Here is a 14,028-nt window from a genome sequence, read left to right as displayed (position 1 = left end):
TCAAAGCACGGCCAAACGCAGCAGCAGGTTGCCCGCCACTTGGCGCCGATAGTCCGCGCTGGCGCGGATGTCGTCGATGGGTCGCACGTTCTCGCGCACAATGGCCCCAACGCGGCCAAGTGCCGTCAGAGTCAGCCGTTGACCCATCAGCGCGGCCTCGGCCTCCGGGCAGCGCCACACTGTCGGCCCCACGGAGCCCCACGCCAGACGAGCCTCCGCCACCCGGCCCCGCTCCAGCCGCACAAGGGCGGCCAGGCTGACCACGGCCACGGCCAGCGCGCCTCTGCGCCCGACCTTCTCGAAATGCCGCACCTGAAAATTCCGCGCAGGCGGTGCGATCACCGCAGTCAGCACCTCTCCAGGCTTAAGGCTCGTGCGGCCCGGCCCGGTGATGAAGTCGCTCAAGGCCATGCGCCGCGTTCCGGCCAGAGACGCCAGCTCGACCTCGGCCCCGAGGGCCATGAGCGGCGGCAGCGAATCGCCCGCTGGCGAGGCCGTGCAGATGTTGCCGCCCAAGGTGCCCATGTTGCGGATGGGCGGGGAGCCCAGTTCGCAAAGCGCGGCGGCCAGCTCAGGCAGCTCCTGCCGCAGCAGCGGATGCGCCAGCAGTTCGGCGTGGGTCGCGGCCGCGCCCAGGCGCAGGGAGCCGTCCGCCTCGCGGACTATGCCGCGCAGAACCGCAACGCCATCGAGACGCACGAGGGCTTGCGGCAGCGCGCGCCCCTCACGCTCCGCAGCGCGCAGACGCACAAGCAGGTCCGTTCCGCCGGCCAGCATATGCGCACCTGGTGTTTCCAAAGCCGCGAAAAGCTCCGGCAGCTCCCTCGGAGTCAACACCTTCATGACTTGCCCGCCTTTTTGCGCGACGGCATCGTTGCTTTGCGCGAAGACTTTGCCGCCTTGCGCGACGCAACACGCTCTTCGTGCAGCGCTGAAGGATCGCTCCGCATTTTTCCCGCAGCCGCCTCAATAGCATCCACTATCATCACATAGCCCGTGCAGCGGCAGAGGTTGCCGGAAATGGCCCGGCGGATGTCCTCGCGTCCTGGGGCCATATTGTCCTGAAGCAGCGCGGCTGCGGCCACGGCCATGCCCGGCGTGCAGAAGCCGCACTGCACCGCGCCATGGTCGGCAAAGGCGCGCTGGATGGCATGCGGTGCGGCCTCGCTTCCCAGGCCCGAAGCCGTCACCACCTCGCGGCCCGCCAACTGCGCGGCCAGCATGAGGCAGGACAGCCGGTGCACGCCGTCCACCAGCACGGAGCAGGCCCCGCACTCGCCCGTGCCGCAGCCCTCCTTAACATCCTTCACATCGGGGTGGGGCGCGCCAAGATCGCGCAAAAGATCCACGGCGCGGCGGTCCGGGGCTGTCTCAACCTCCACGCTCTGCCCGTTGAGCCGGAACAAAAGCATCATGCGGACCTCCTGGCCTTGGCCGGGCGGGCCTTTGAAAGCGCCTTCAGCAAGCGCTCCGGGGTGAAGGGCAATTGGCGCAGGCGCAGCCCCGCGCAGTGCCGCAGGGCCGAGGCGATGGCCGGGGCCGGGCCGTTCAAGCCCACCTCACCAACGCCCTTGAGGCCGTGCGGCCCGCTGTCCTCACAACCATCCACCGCGAGGGAGACCGTGTCCGGCACATCCAGCGCCGTGGGGATGAGGTACCTCGTCAGGTCGCTGGTAAGCGTACGGCCCTGGTCCAGGCGGAAGTCCTCGAACAGCGCGAAGCCGATTCCCTGAGCCGCGCCGCCCTGGGCCTGCTGGTCAAAGCCCTGGCGGGTGAGCACGCGGCCGCCGTCGGTGGCGCAGACGTAGTCGCACACGCGCACCCGGCCCGTGAGTTCGTCCAACTCAATCCGCGCCAAGTGCGCGGCATAGGCGAAAAGCAGGTGCGGAAAGCCGATCATGAAGCCGCGCGCGGAGCCGGAAATATCCTGAGCCACGGGCATGAGGAACTCAGCCACGCAGATCCGGTCGTCATGCGGGAGAAAGCGCGCCAGCACGGAAAGCGGCATTGCCCGGCCCGTTGGCCTGTGCACCACGCGCCCCGGCTCAAGTTCAAGGCCGTCCAGGGTGTCGCACAAAAACGGCATGGCTGCGCGGCTGATGAGTTTATGCCGCAAGGCTGCGCAGGCGCGCACCAGCGCATTGCCGAAGGTGTAGGTAGATCGCCCGGCGGACGACGAGCCCGAGGGGTGGCAGCGCTCCGTGTCCGGCATGACCAGGCCCACGGAGGCGGCCTCCTGGTTCAGCTCCTGCGCGGCCAGGAGCGCAAAGGCCGAGGCGTTGCCCTGGCCCATGTCGGCCACGGCGTTGTACACCAGGAACTCGCCCGCCTCCGTCAACTCCACCTTGGCGATGGCCATGTCCGGCAGTCCCCGGCCATAGCCCATGCCGTTAAACACCGCAGCCAGACCAACACCCCGACGGGTGAAGGGCGGCGCGGATTTGCGCCAGTCCTCGCGCCCTGTCCAGAACGGGTGCCCGGCCACAGCGTCCAGGCAAGCGCACAGGTCCGTGGAGCCGGTGAGGCGTACGCCGGAGCAGTTCTCGTCCCCCCGCGTGAGCGCGTTCTTGCGCCGCAGCGCCAGCGGGTCCAGGCCAAGTTTGGCCGCCAGCTCGTCCATGAGGCCCTCGAAGGCCGGGCTGGCCTGGGCCACGCCAAAGCCGCGGAAAGCCCCGGCGATGGGATTGTTGGTGTACACGCAGCGCCCTTCCACGCGCACGTGGGGCACGCGGTAGGGGCCGCTGGCGTGCTCCATGGACAGCTCCATGACCTCGCCGCCAAGGTGCGCGTATGCCCCGGTGTCGAAAAGCATCCGGCAGTCAAAGACTGTGAGGGTGCCGTCGGCCTCCGCGCCCAGGGCGCAGCGCAGGCGCACGGCGTGGCGCTTGAACCCGGCCAAAATGCTCTCTTCGCGGTCCCAGGCCATGCGCACAGGTTTGCCCCCGGTGTTCAGCGCGGCCAATCCCAGCAGGCACTGCACCGTCGCCCCGTCCTTGCCGCCAAAGCCGCCGCCCAGGTGCGGGGCGCGGATGCGGATCTTGAAAGGATCAAGGCCCAGCGCGCCGCCGATCTCAAAGCGGTCGCGAAACGGGGACTGAGTGCTTAAGGTCATGTGGAGGATGCCGTCGGGCAGCATTTGCGCAACGCCGCACTGGGTCTCCAGAAAGGCGTGCTCCTGCACCGGGGTGGAGAATTCGCCGCGCACCACCACGGCAGCGGCCTTCAGGGCAGCTTTGGCCTTGCCCTTTTCGATGACCGCGCGCAGGAGCAGATTGCCGTCCTTGCGGCCCTGGTGCACCAGCGGCGCGCCGCGCTTCAGCGCAGCCTCGGGATCGAAGACTCCCGGCAGGGGCTCGATGTCCGCGCGCATGGCAGCCAGCCCGGCGCGCAGGGCCTCCGGCGTTTCGGCCAAAAGGAGCGCCACAGGATCGCCTGCGTGGCGGATGACCTCTCCGCAGAGCACAGGCTGGTCCTTGTGCATAATGCCGTGCAGATTCGGCCCAGGCACGTCGGCGGCGGTCAATACGCGCAGCACGCCAGGGACAGCCAGGGCGGCGGACGCGTCCACCCCGCGCACCCGGCCATGGGCCACGCCCAGGGCCGCGCCGGGCCGGTACGCCCCGGCATGCAGGCAGCCCTCGGGCAACACGTCGAAGGCATAGCGTTCCGCGCCCGTGGCCTTGGAGAGCGCATCGGCGCGCGGCGGAGACAGGCGCGGCATGGGCGTTACCCCGGCACAGGCAGGAAGGTCACGCTGGGCGCGCCGAACTCGCGGCTGGAGCGTTCCATGTCCGCCACAATCCGCATCCCGAGCTGCTCCATCTCCGGGGTCCAGAAGCGCAGCCCGGCCAGGGTCACCGGCTCAAGGAACCGTTGGACCAGGATGCCGTCGGGGCCGGCACCGGTTTCGCCGAACCACTGCGGCATGAATCCCGCGAAAAAGAACCCGGCCTGACGCAGCGCCTGCGCAGCCGCGCCTGTCCATGCCTCGCCCAGGCACAGGAACAGCTGCACCAGGGTCGCACGGTCTGCCCGCGCGGCCTCAAGCTCCGCAGCCATGCGCGCGGCAAAGTCCGCGCCGATGCGGAACACGGTGACGCGCCGAACCCCGGCAAAGGGAAACTGCCGGGCCTCAAGCCTGGTCACGGCCTGAGCCGGAACCTGGGCGTCGCCCTCACCCACGTCGCGGGAGAGCGGCCACTGCCCCATGATGCCCTGCACCAGGCCGCCCCACTCGCCAGGCAGATAGAGCGCGCCCGGCTGGTCCTGGTCCACGCGCTGAGCGAACAGGCAGCTCGCCCGCCCCACCACGCCCTCGCCGGCGTAGGCGGTTTCGGGCATGAGGCCGAGCTCCGCCCCGCACTCCCTGAAGCCGGAGCCAATGACCATTTTCTGGGTCACAAGATGGTGGCACACGGCCTCGCCGTAGGTGCCGTCCACCCCGTCCATCTGGCCGAGCATGTTCTTGACGAAGAACTGGTGCATGCGGGCCGCAGCGAAAGTATTGCGGTAGCCTTTATCCAGCAGCAGCTGGCCATACTCATACAGGCGCCGGTTGGGCGGAGAACTTTGGAAGCAGGCGGCCTGGGCAACGATGGAGCCGTCCTCCGCCACCACGACCACGGTGTGGATGCGGCCCGTGCGGTTGGCCTCGATCAGGAGTTCTGGGATATACGGGTCATCCACAGGATAGCCATCACCATACACCTGCCAGAACAGCCGCCCGACGCCGGGCGCGTCCTCGGGCCGGAAGAGCCGGTACGTCAGCTTCTGGCCGGGGGTCAGCTCCGCATAACCGGCTTTCAGGGACGCCAGGGCCTCGGCGCGGGCGTCGGCTACTTGCACGAAGCCTCACCAAGGAACCTGGCGAAGTCCTCCAGGGTGCGCAATTTCAACACGGCCTCCTCATCCAAGGCCAGCGCGCAGCGCTCCTCCAACAGAGCGCAGAAGGCCGGAAAATCGACGGAGTCAACCCCCTGACGGAGCAAAGGCGCAGCCGGGTCCAGGGAGCGGGCCAGCTCGGGCTTCACCCCAGCCTCTTCCAGAAGCGCGCGCAGATCAGCAACACTCACAGCCATCTGATTCTCCTTCTTTAAAGCTGGCGCAGGCGAAAGCGCTGCACCTTTCCCGTAGCAGTTTTCGGCAGCTCGTCCACCAGAACAACACGCACAGGGCACTGCGGCGGCGGAAGCGACCTGCGGGCAAAACGCAGAAGCTCCGCCGCGAGCTTCGGACCGGCCTCAAACCCAGGGCGCGGCACCACATGGGCGCAGGGCCGCACCAGGCCCTCCACGGCCAATGCAGCCACGGCGCAGTCCAGCACCGCCGGATGCTCGCGCAGGGCCTCCTCCACCTGGACAGGAGACACCCAGTGCGCGCCGATCTTCAGCATGTCGTCGCTGCGGCCCTTGTGGAAATAAAAGCCCTTGTCCCGCACATACACATCTCCGGTGGCGAGCCAGCCGTCCGCAAGCATGGTTTCGGCAGTCTTGCCTGGCCGGTTCCAGTAGGCCGAGCAGATGCCCTCGCCGCGCACGTGCAGATTGCCCGGCGTCCCGTCGGATACGCCCTCGCCGTCGTCATCCACCAGACGGGCCTCGTAGCCGGGCACCACCTGGCCGCTCGAACCGCAGAGCGCCTGGCCCGGACGATTGGAGATGAACACATTGCAGGCCTCGGTGGAGCCGATTCCGTCCAGGATCTCCACCCCGGTGGCGCGCGTCCACTGGCGGCAAAGCCCCTCAGGCAAGGCTTCCCCGGCGGAGAAGCACAAGCGCACGCTGGAGAGGTCTGTTTCCGCAGCGTTCGGCTCATAGGCCCGCAGCAGCATGCTGTAGAGGGTGGGTACGCAGAAGAACAGGCTGGGGCGATGCCGGGCGATGGTCTCGAAAAGCTCGTAGGGGCCAGGCTTGCCGGGCATGAGCACCGCCGTGGCCCCCGCATCGAGAGGCAGGCTTACGGAGGATTCCAGACCGTAGGCAAAGGAGAGCTTGCTGGCTGAAAAGATGACGTCGTCCGCGCGGACGCCCAACACAAGGCCTCCCCAGCCTTTGCCGGGAACCAAAAGGTCTGCCTGGGCATGGGGCACGCCCTTGGGCCTGCCCGTGGAGCCGGAGCTGTACAGCATGAAGCCCGGGCCGTCCGGGCTTGGAGGCGCGGCCTCGAACCCCGTGGAGAAGTCGGCCAGGCCCCAGGGGCCGTCCAAGCCGCAGGGCAGCACGCAGTCCACACCGGGGACCGCGCGCGCGGCGTCCAGAGCCGGAGACTCCTCCGCGCAAATGAGGGCCCTGGCCCCGGAGTCCGCCAGGACGAAGGCGTATTCCTCTGCGGAAAGCAGGGTGCTCACGGGCGTGGGGCATGCAGATAAAAGCATGGTCCCCAAAAAAGCCTTCACCGCGGCGAAGCTGTCCGGCAAGACCAGCAACACGCGGTCGCCAGGCATGACTCCGCGCCCGCGCAAGAGGTTGGCGAAGCGTGCGGCTTCCGCAGCCAGGGCCAAATGCGTCAGGGTGTCGTCTCCGCAGAGATAGGCAGCCTTGTGCGGGCAGCGGTTGCGGTTGCGGTTCAGGAGCCGTGCGGCGATGTTGGCGTGTTCTGACATGGCGCGCCTTGTGTTCATTTAGATTTGGCGAAGAGACTGCGCACAAGGCGTAGGTACCAGATTCACTTCGCGGCGGTCAACAAGGCAGCGACATGCATTGACGTAGGGTGCGTCGTCATCATGCCGAGCTGGACAGGGCAGCCGCCTTGGATATACACTGAATCGATGAAGAACGGCTTGAAGTCACCAGGCGCAGCATGCCTGCTTACGCTGACCTTGGCGCTGGCCATGGCCCTTCTATGCGGTCCCGTGGCCGAGGCCAGGGCCGGAGAGCCCAAGCGGGCCGCGCTGGTGCTCCAGTGGCAGCCGCAGGCCCAGTTCGCAGGATACTACGTGGCCCATGCCAAGGGCTTCTACCGCGAGGCTGGCGTAGAACTTGCCATCATTCCCGGCGGACAGGACGTCGTGGCGTCACGCCTGCTGGCCCAGGGCCGCGCCCAGTTCGCCACCATGTTTCTGTCCACCGGCATCGAGCGCCGGGTGGAAACCCAGAACACCCCCCAGGCCATCGTCCACCTGGCCCAGCTGGTGCAGCGCTCGGCCCTGATGCTTGTCACCCGCGCAGACTCCGGCATCAAGGAGCCCAAGGACCTGGACGGCAAACGCGTGAGCCTCTGGGACAACGAGTTTCAGCTCCAGCCCCGCGCCCTGTTCCAGCGACTGGGCATAAAGCCCACCATCATCCCTCAATCAAGCTCGGTGAATCTGTTTTTGCGCGGCGGCGTGGATGCCGCTTCGGCCATGTGGTACAACGAGTTCCACACCCTGCTGGCCTCGGGCCTGGACCCGGAGGACCTGCGGGTGTTCTTCTACCGCGACCTTGACCTGAATTTCCCGGAGGACGGTATCTACACCTTAGAAAAAACCCTGAACGCCGACCCGGAGCTTTGCCAGGCCGTGGTATCGGCCAGCCTGCGCGGCTGGGAGTACGCCTTCGCCCACCCGGAGGAAGCACTCGACATCGTTCTGACCCGCATGAGCGAGGCTCATGTGCCAGTGAGCCGCGTGCATCAGCGCTTCATGCTGGCGCGCATGCGCGATGTGATGCTGCCGGCAACCAAGACGGACACGCCCCTGGGTGAGTTGAAAGAGGCGGACTACCAAGGCGTCGCCACCGCGCTGACAAGCCTCGCGTTCATCAAGAAGACCCCGTCTTTCAAAGATTTTTCACGCGGGCAGGCCCTGCGCACCGGGAGATCCCAGTGAAGCCTCTCTTTCCGCGCGGTCTAGCCTTACGGCTCTCAGCCCTGGTGCTTACCGGAGCCGGAGCGGTGTTCGTGAGCATCGTGCTGGCCACATATTTCATGGCCCGCGAGGCACTGTTGCATCAGGCCGAGGCCAACGCCCGCAACTTCTCCCAGGCCCTTGTGAACCACATTGAATCGGTGCTGGCCCCCATTCCAAAGATTGCCCAAGGCATGGCCTACGACATGGAGTACGGCGACCTTGCCGAGGCGGACATCTTCCAGCGCCAGCGCCGCCTGCTGCAGGACAACGAGGCCCTGTACGGAACGGCTGTCGCCTTTGAACCCGAAGGCCGCCGCAAGGGCCAGCTTTACTACGCGCCTTACACGTTCCGCACGCCCCTTGGCCCCAAGGCCACTTTCCTGGGCGGGCCGGACTACCGCTACCACGGCATGGACTGGTACCAGATCCCGCGCGAGATGGACCGCATAGAGTGGAGCGAACCCTATTACGACGAGGGCGGCGGCGATTCCCTCATGGCCACCTGCTCCGTGCCCTTCCACCGCGTCAAAGACGGCAAGCAGAGCGTGGCGGGCGTGGTCACAGCCGATGTCTCTCTTGAGTGGCTGAAGCGCCTTGTGGCAGGCACTTCCGTGCTCGACACCGGCTACGCCTATCTCATCACCCGCACCGGCACCTACGTCACTCACCCGGCCTCTGGCGTGGCCTACAACGAGAGCATATTCAGCCGGGCCGAGGCGCACCAGGACCAGGCCCTGCGGCAGATCGGCCAGGACATGATTCGCGGCGGGTCGAAGTTCCTGCCCCAAACAAGCCTGCATTCGGGCAAACAAGGCTTTCTGGTCTACGCGCCCCTGCCCAGCACGGGCTGGTCCCTCGGTGTTTTCTACCCGCGCGACGAGCTTCTGGCCTCGGTGCATACCCTGGCCCTGGTGTCCGCGGCTTTGGGCGGCGGCGGTTTCCTGGCCCTGGCCGTGCTTATCGCATTCATCGCCCGCGGCATCACCCGGCCCCTGCGCCGACTGACGGTCGCCGCGCGGGATGTGGCCGAAGGCAACCTGGACGCGCAGATGCCGGAGCTTGGCGCCAAAGATGAAGTGCGTGAACTGGCGGAGAGCTTCGGACACATGCAGACGAGCCTGCGCGACTACATCCGCGACCTGACCCAGGCCACGGCCAGCCGGGAGCGCATGGAGAGCGAACTGCGCATCGCCCACGACATCCAGATGGGCATTTTGCCTAAAATCTTCCCGCCATTCCCCAACCGCAGCGAGATCGACCTCTTCGCCAGCCTCGTGCCCGCGCGCGAGGTCGGCGGCGACTTCTACGACTTCTTCCCCTGCGGCGAGGACCAGTTCTGCTTCCTTATCGGCGACGTTTCGGGCAAGGGCGTTCCGGCCGCCTTCTACATGGCCGTGGCCAAAACCCTCATCAAAGCCGTGGCCGAAAGCGCCCGCTCCGGCGAACAGCGCAGAACCGACGAACAGCGCATAACCGACGAACAGCGCAAGGCCGACGAGGGGCGCACCCCCGGCATGGACTCTGCGGTGCGCGCGCGCAGGGGCGCAGACCCAGGCCGCATCCTTACCCGCGCCAGCAACGATCTGGCCCAGGACAACGAATCGTGCATGTTCGTGACCATCTTCTGCGCCGTGCTGAACATGAACACCGGGGAAGTGCGCTACGCCTCGGCCGGGCACAACCCGCCCGTGCTGCTGCGCGCCGGAGGCGTCCCGGAATATCTGCCCACCCAGCAGGAGCCAGTGGCCGGAGCCATGGAAGGCGTGGTCTACACCACAGACACCCTGATCCTGGCCCCCGGCGACGGAATTCTGCTCTACACGGACGGCGTCACCGAGGCCATGAACCCGGACCTGGCCCTCTACGGGGAAGACCGGTTGCTGGAGCAGGTGGCGGCCAGGGGCGCCCTTGAGCCCAAAGCCCTGTGCGAGCATCTGGGCCGGGACATCCTGTCCTTCGCCTCCGGTGCGGAGCAGTCCGACGACATCACCATGCTGGCCCTGCGCTACCTGGGGTCTGGCGAAAACGCGGGCTGAACCGGCCCGCCTAAGGAGTTGACCATGCAGTTCACGCAGAACAAAGAAGGCGTTTTCCTCGTGCTTGAGGTTGAGGGCCGCATGGACGCCGCCACCTCCTCCCAGTTCGAGGCCCATTGCCTGGGCTGTCTGGAAGCCGGGGACAAGCGCCTGGTGGTGGACCTGAGCAAGCTTGAGTACATCAGCAGCGCGGGTCTGCGCAGCATTCTCTCCGCCGCCAAAAAGCTCAAGGGTGCTGGGGGCGACATGGCCTTCTGCGCCATGGGCGGCATCGTGGCCGAAGTCTTCGCCGTGTCCGGCTTCAGCAAGCTTTTCCCCACCTTCCCCTCGCGCCAGGAAGCCCTGGCCCGCTCCTAAGGCTTAAAATGAGCCTCTTGCGCCTGCCCGCCTCGGAGGACAGCCTCCCGCAGTTTCGCCAGTTTGCGCTGGACGGGGCGACGTGCGCCGGGCTCGACCTGGCGGCGCAGCAGCGCGTGGAGCTGGTGCTGGAGGAGGCGCTGATAAACGTCATCCGCCATGCCTACAGCGGCATGGGCCCAGACGTGGCCCACCAAATCGAGCTGGCCTGCGGGCCGGACGCCGACGGGGTGTTCCGCCTGGTGCTCACGGACTGGGGCGCTGCCTTCGACCCCGTTGGAGCCACCCAGGCGGCGCAACCATCAGATGACGCGCCAGCCGACCAGGACGACGACCTGCTGTCCAGGCTGGAATCCAACCTGGAGGCCGACCTGGAGCACCGCGCCCTGGGCGGCATGGGGCTCTTCCTCATCCGCACCATGAGCCAGCCCGCCTATGCGCGGCAGGGCCAGGCCAACGTGCTGACCCTGCGATTCCCCCCCACGACGGAAGACTAGCGCCTCTCCCCGCCCGGCGCTCCGGGCGCTCACCGCCGCCATATTGCCCAACGCGGGCACCCCATCATCTGGACGCAAAGCGCCTCGAAACACGCGCTGCCATCTCAAAATCATCCATAGAATCATAGCAATACGCCCATTCGTCTCTCACAGTTATGGCGTGTCGGCGTGATGCGCTTGCCAAGATTTCATAGGCTGTGCTAGCGTAGCAAGGTGTCGAACCAGCACCTATTGCATTTGCAAGAATGCGACGATGACATAAAGAGCGTGCTCCCCCCAGGCCGCAACAGTGGAAATACCAACCCGGACAGGAGGCCTTATGCCCCGTTCCATCAAAACCCGTCTTATTCTTGGCCTCGTCTCAGTCATCGCCGTCATCCTCGCCGGCATTCTGGCGATCGTGGCGTACAGCTTCAGCCAACAATCACACGAGTCCTACGTGCGAGCAGCCAAGAGCGAAATGGGCCAGGTGGACTACGCCATCACTCTTTTCCTGGACGAGAGCCTGATGAACGCCGACATGCTGGCCAAGAACCCACTGGCCATGCGCATGGACGAGGTGACCACCACCCACGTGGGCGGCACCGAAAAGCGCAAGGCCAAGGTGGACGCAGGCGACGCCATGGGCCGCAAACTCGTGGACTTCTTCTCCTCGGTGCAAAACACCCACCCGGCTTACGTTGAGGTCTTCCTGGGCAGCGAGAACGGCGCCTTCGTCAGCGCCCTTGAGGACTCCGACATGCCCGCCGGGTACGACCCGCGCAAGCGCCCCTGGTATACGGAAGCCAAGCCCCTGACCGACAAGGCCATGCTCTCCAAGGCCTACATGTCCACCACGGGCGAGGCAGTGACCAGCGCAGCACGCACCGTCGTGCGCGACGGCAAGGTCATCGGCGTCATGGGCATCGACATCTCCCTGAAGAAGCTCACCGGGCTCATCAAGTCCGTGAAGCTGGGCGAAACCGGCTATCTCGTCCTTGTGCAGGACGACGGCGTCATCATGGCCGAGCCCAAGCACGAGGCCTACAACTTCAAGAAGGTGGCCGAACTGGAGTCCAAGCACCTGAACACCCTGTTCAAGATGGAGTCCGGCAGCGAGAGCTTCGTCATCGACGGCAAAAAGCATCTCGGCGTCGTCTACACCTCGCCCAAGACCAAGTGGAAGCTCATGGGCTTCATCCAAGAAGCCGAGATCAACGCCCCGGTGGTGAAGACCCTGTACCTGCTGACCTTCGTGGGCATCATCAGTCTCCTCGTCATGGCGCTGGCCGTTTGGCTGGTGAGCAACAACTTCATCCTGAAGCCCCTGAACGCCGTGTCCGCTTTTGTGAACGACATCGCCAAGGGCGTGTACGACCACCGCATCAAGCACAACCGCCAGGACGAGATCGGGGCCATCTACAACGCCCTGAACACAACCGCCGGAGTGCTTGAACAGAACATCAAGGACATCCACGTCAAGACCCAGGAAGCCGAAGACAAGGCCCACGCGGCCGAGGTGTCCAAGGCCGAAGCCGACGAGGCCCGCAAGAACGCAGAACGCGCCAAGAGCGAGGGCATGCTCACCGCTGCAGAGAAGCTTGAGGCCATCGTGAGCATCGTGTCCTCAGCCTCGGCCCAGCTCTCCGCTCAGATCGGCGAATCCAGCCGGGGCGCGGATCGCCAGGCATCGCGCATCACCGAAACGGCCACGGCCATGGAGGAGATGAACGCCACCGTGCTTGAGGTGGCCAAGAACGCCGGCCAGGCTGCGGAAACCTCCGACGGGGCCCGCAAGAAGGCCCAGAGCGGCGCTGACGTGGTGAACAAGGCCATGACGGGCATGAACCAAGTGCAGCAGCAGACCGCCAAGCTCAAGTCCGACATGGGCACCCTGGGCAAGCAGGCCGAGGACATCGGCCAGATCATGAACGTCATCAGCGACATCGCCGACCAGACCAACCTGCTGGCGCTGAACGCCGCCATCGAGGCCGCGCGCGCAGGCGATGCGGGCCGGGGCTTCGCGGTGGTGGCCGACGAGGTGCGCAAGCTGGCGGAAAAGACCATGACCGCCACAAAGGAAGTGGGCGACGCCATCGGCGCCATACAGCACGGCACCCGCGCCAATGTCGAGGGCGTGGACAAGTCCGTCAAGCTCATCACCGAGGCCACGGGCCTTGCCGAGGAGTCTGGGCAGGCCCTCAAGGAGATCGTGCACCTGGTGGACGCGGCCTCGGACCAGGTGCGGTCCATCGCCACCGCCAGCGAGGAGCAGTCCGCCGCCAGCGAGGAGATCAGCCGCTCCATCGAACAGGTGAGCTCCATCGCCAACGAGACCTCGCAAGCCATGAACGAGGCGGCCAAGGCCGTTGACGAGCTGGCGCGCCAGGCCCAGATCCTGAATTCGCTGATCCGCCAGCTGCGGGAAGAGGCCGGGCAGTCCGGCTAGCGAAAAGCGGCCGCTCCGACTTAAGAGCGTTCTGTCGACAAGCGCCAACGCATCAACAGCCAGGCGGCTCCTCCATGACTGGGGGGGCCGCCTTTTTTCACCCTGGGCCCCTCCCTTGAAATATGATCCGCTTTCACGTACACTTCCAACAGTAAAAAACCCGATGAAACGCCCACGGAGACACGCACCAATGACGGATATCGCCAGCTTTCTCTCCGGCTTCAAGATTTTCCAACGCACCTATTTCTGCGGCGACAATGAGCTTTTCAACGACTTGAACCAAGCGCAGAAACCCAAAGCCCTAGTCATCGCCTGCTCCGATTCCCGCGTGGACCCAGCGCTTTTGACCGGCTGCGAGCCCGGCGACATGTTCGTGGTGCGCAACGTCGCCAACCTTGTGCCCCCCTATGAAAAAGCCCCCGGCCTCCACGGCGTCAGCGCGGCGCTGGAATACGCGGTGCGGGTGCTGGAGGTGGAGCACGTCATTGTTCTCGGGCACTCTTGCTGCGGGGGCATCCAGGCGCTTATGACCCCGAACCGCGAAGAGCTTGGCGAATTCATCGCGCCCTGGGTCAAGATCGCCGAAGCCGCCTTCGCCGAGGTGTCGGCCCAGCTTCCGGACCAGGAAGATCATGTGCGGCAGCGCGCCTGCGAGCAGGCTTCCGTGCTGGTCTCCCTTGAGAACCTGCTGACTTTTCCCTGGCTGTGGGAACGGGTGATGCAGAATCGCGTGTACCTGCACGGCTGGTACTTCGACATGCAGAAGGGCGAACTCTTGAGCTACCTGCCGGAGACCGGCACCTTCGAGCCCCTGGTGGCCCGCTGCGTCACCCCCAAAAAGTAGCAGCGCCGCACACAAGGAAAAAGGGGGCGCAAGCGTCG

Annotated in this window: 12 protein-coding genes; 6 read left to right on the top strand and 6 right to left on the bottom strand. The window is 66.0% G+C overall.

The window, feature by feature from the left end; all coding sequences use genetic code 11:
• Genes Q8O35_RS14650 through Q8O35_RS14625 form a run of 6 tightly spaced genes read right to left on the bottom strand, consistent with a single transcriptional unit; the run spans position 1 to position 6,601 of the window.
• On the bottom strand, positions 1–843 hold the full coding sequence (locus Q8O35_RS14650; RefSeq protein WP_305574660.1) for a xanthine dehydrogenase family protein subunit M: 843 nt from the start codon (positions 841–843) through the stop codon (positions 1–3).
• Complete coding sequence (locus Q8O35_RS14645) at positions 840–1,415, bottom strand: (2Fe-2S)-binding protein (protein ID WP_371133152.1); 576 nt, start codon at positions 1,413–1,415, stop codon at positions 840–842. The genes Q8O35_RS14650 and Q8O35_RS14645 overlap by 4 nt, the downstream gene beginning before the upstream one ends.
• On the bottom strand, positions 1,412–3,721 hold the full coding sequence (locus tag Q8O35_RS14640) for a xanthine dehydrogenase family protein molybdopterin-binding subunit (RefSeq protein WP_305574658.1): 2,310 nt from the start codon (positions 3,719–3,721) through the stop codon (positions 1,412–1,414). The genes Q8O35_RS14645 and Q8O35_RS14640 overlap by 4 nt, the downstream gene beginning before the upstream one ends.
• A 5-nt stretch (positions 3,722–3,726) precedes the next feature.
• Positions 3,727–4,845: an acyl carrier protein gene (locus Q8O35_RS14635; RefSeq protein WP_305574656.1), complete on the bottom strand. Its 1,119-nt coding sequence runs from the start codon at positions 4,843–4,845 to the stop codon at positions 3,727–3,729.
• Positions 4,836–5,078: an acyl carrier protein gene (locus Q8O35_RS14630; protein WP_305574654.1), complete on the bottom strand. Its 243-nt coding sequence runs from the start codon at positions 5,076–5,078 to the stop codon at positions 4,836–4,838. Before Q8O35_RS14630 ends, Q8O35_RS14635 begins: the two co-directional genes overlap by 10 nt.
• 14 nt (positions 5,079–5,092) lie before the next feature.
• On the bottom strand, positions 5,093–6,601 hold the full coding sequence (locus Q8O35_RS14625) for a benzoate-CoA ligase family protein (protein WP_305574652.1): 1,509 nt from the start codon (positions 6,599–6,601) through the stop codon (positions 5,093–5,095).
• 228 nt (positions 6,602–6,829) lie between these two features.
• Here Q8O35_RS14625 and Q8O35_RS14620 point away from each other — a divergent pair, with 228 nt between their 5' ends.
• The 6 genes from Q8O35_RS14620 to Q8O35_RS14595 all read left to right on the top strand — a co-directional run bounded on the left by Q8O35_RS14620 (position 6,830) and on the right by Q8O35_RS14595 (position 13,990).
• Positions 6,830–7,807: an ABC transporter substrate-binding protein gene (locus Q8O35_RS14620; RefSeq protein WP_305574650.1), complete on the top strand. Its 978-nt coding sequence runs from the start codon at positions 6,830–6,832 to the stop codon at positions 7,805–7,807.
• Positions 7,804–9,864, top strand: a complete 2,061-nt coding sequence (locus Q8O35_RS14615; protein WP_305574648.1) for a SpoIIE family protein phosphatase — start codon at positions 7,804–7,806, stop codon at positions 9,862–9,864. Before Q8O35_RS14620 ends, Q8O35_RS14615 begins: the two co-directional genes overlap by 4 nt.
• 24 nt (positions 9,865–9,888) lie before the next feature.
• Positions 9,889–10,221, top strand: a complete 333-nt coding sequence (locus Q8O35_RS14610; RefSeq protein WP_305574646.1) for an STAS domain-containing protein — start codon at positions 9,889–9,891, stop codon at positions 10,219–10,221.
• Between the two features lie 8 nt (positions 10,222–10,229).
• Positions 10,230–10,718, top strand: coding sequence for an ATP-binding protein (locus Q8O35_RS14605; RefSeq protein WP_305574644.1), 489 nt, complete (start codon positions 10,230–10,232; stop codon positions 10,716–10,718).
• Positions 10,719–11,037: 319 nt separating this feature from the next.
• Positions 11,038–13,146, top strand: a complete 2,109-nt coding sequence (locus Q8O35_RS14600; RefSeq protein ID WP_305574642.1) for a methyl-accepting chemotaxis protein — start codon at positions 11,038–11,040, stop codon at positions 13,144–13,146.
• A gap of 190 nt (positions 13,147–13,336) precedes the next feature.
• A complete protein-coding gene (locus Q8O35_RS14595; RefSeq protein ID WP_305574640.1) occupies positions 13,337–13,990 on the top strand; it encodes a carbonic anhydrase in 654 nt (217 codons plus the stop codon).
• The last annotated feature ends 38 nt before the right edge of the window (positions 13,991–14,028 follow it).

The organism is Humidesulfovibrio sp., from assembly GCF_030689645.1.
Classification (GTDB): domain Bacteria; phylum Desulfobacterota; class Desulfovibrionia; order Desulfovibrionales; family Desulfovibrionaceae; genus Humidesulfovibrio.
This window is presented reverse-complemented; position numbering and strand designations above follow the sequence as displayed.